Source organism: uncultured Leptotrichia sp. (assembly GCF_938036635.1).
Lineage (GTDB): Bacteria > Fusobacteriota > Fusobacteriia > Fusobacteriales > Leptotrichiaceae > Leptotrichia > Leptotrichia hongkongensis.
This window is the reverse complement of sequence record NZ_CALHQO010000045.1, coordinates 1-1,697: the sequence shown is the minus strand read 5'-3', so window position 1 is coordinate 1,697 and position 1,697 is coordinate 1. Positions and strand designations below refer to the sequence as shown.

Below are 1,697 nucleotides of genomic sequence, written 5' to 3'. Positions count from 1 at the left end.
GTTTTAATTTTTAAAAAAAATTTTTCTTTTTAAACTTTTTTTAAAAAATATAAAGAGAAGGAAGGTTCAGGAATGGAATTTTTAGTTGGATTAGTGCCAATAGTTGTATTTTTGATATTGCTGACATTTTTAAAAAAATCAGCAATGTTTAGTGCGTATGCCAGTTTAGTAGTGGCAATTATTTTAAATTTTGTTATGCCAGGGTGGAGAATGCCGATTCAAGGGGTTTTCGCTTCAATTATTGAAGGATTTGCGACAGCGTGGATGCCTATCGGATTTGTAGTATTTGCAGCACTATTTGCTTATGATTTATCAGTAAAAACTGGTAAAATTGAAACAATCAAATCAATGTTAGGAAGCATCTCAACAGATAAAAGAGCTCAAGCATTGATATTAGCTTGGGGATTTGGTGGATTTATAGAAGGTATTGCAGGATATGGGACAGCAGTTGCTATTCCAGCAGCAATCATGGTTTCATTAGGATTTACTCCGCTAAGTGCAGCTTTAATTTGTCTTATTGCAAACTCAACACCAACAGCGTTTGGAACAGTTGGACTGCCAGTTACAACAATGATTTCAAACTTTAAATTGAATGCTGGAGAAACAGCATTTTATACATCATTATTGTTGTTAGTTTTGACATGTATTATACCATTTATCTTGGTAATAATGGCTAATAAAGAAATTGATGGTGGAAAAAATGCAGCATTTGGAAGAGGAATTTTACCTGTAGTTATTGCTTCAATTATTGGTTATTTAACACAACCATTTATCGCAAAAGCAATGGGTGCAGAATTGCCAACAATTTTATCAAGTTTATTTGCAATGATCTTAATGATAGTTGCTACTAAAATCTTTATTAAAGAAGATGAAAGTGCAAAATCTAATAAAGGTCAAGCTATTACTGGAAAAGATGCATTTATGGCTTGGGTTCCGTATATTTTAATGATAATCTTAATTATTGGAACAAGTCCAGTTGTAGAAGCTGTTCATAAAGCGTTAGAACCAACAACTACACATTTCAATTTTGCTTTGGGGCATGAAGCTACATGGTTTAAGGATAAAGGAGATCCAAGTGTAATATTCAAATGGATTTTAGCACCAGCTGCACCATTATTTGTTGCAACTGTTATAGCAGGATTCATTCAAGGTGTAAAACCAAAAGTTATGGCTGAAACATTAAAAGAAACAATTTTAAGTAAATTACCTTCAGTTGTGGTAATTATGGGAATTGTGGCATTATCAGTAGTAATGAAACATAGTGGAATGATTGAAAGTATAGCAAAAGGATTTGCTGCAACAGGTAAATTCTTCCCAGTAATTTCGCCATTCTTAGGAACTATCGGTACATTCGTAACAGGAAGTGACTTGGCATCTAACTTGTTATTCGGTGGAGTTCAAGTAAATATAGCAGGATCAAACGAAGCATTGAAAGCATTGTATATCGCCGCTGGTACAGGTGGAGCGACAGGAGGAAAAATGATTTCTCCGCAAAATATTGCAATTGCCGCTTCAACAGTTGGATTAATGGGTAAAGAAGGAGATATGCTTAAATTTACTGTCAAATATTCAATAGCTTATGCAGCTGTTTTAGGTATTTTAACATTCATTGGAGCAGGAATGCTTCATTAAAAATTTAAAACTAAAAATTATGAAGTTTAAAAAAAGTAAATGCAATAGTTAATGAAAAGGAGAAT

Annotated in this window: 1 protein-coding gene; it reads left to right on the top strand. The window is 33.1% G+C overall.

Going from position 1 to position 1,697, the window contains the following annotated elements; all coding sequences use genetic code 11:
• Positions 1 to 72 precede the first annotated feature (72 nt).
• Positions 73 to 1,632 carry an L-lactate permease gene (locus Q0370_RS00760; RefSeq protein WP_018499392.1) on the top strand — a complete coding sequence of 520 codons (1,560 nt, stop codon included), beginning with the start codon at positions 73 to 75 and terminating at the stop codon, positions 1,630 to 1,632.
• Positions 1,633 to 1,697: the final 65 nt, after the last annotated feature.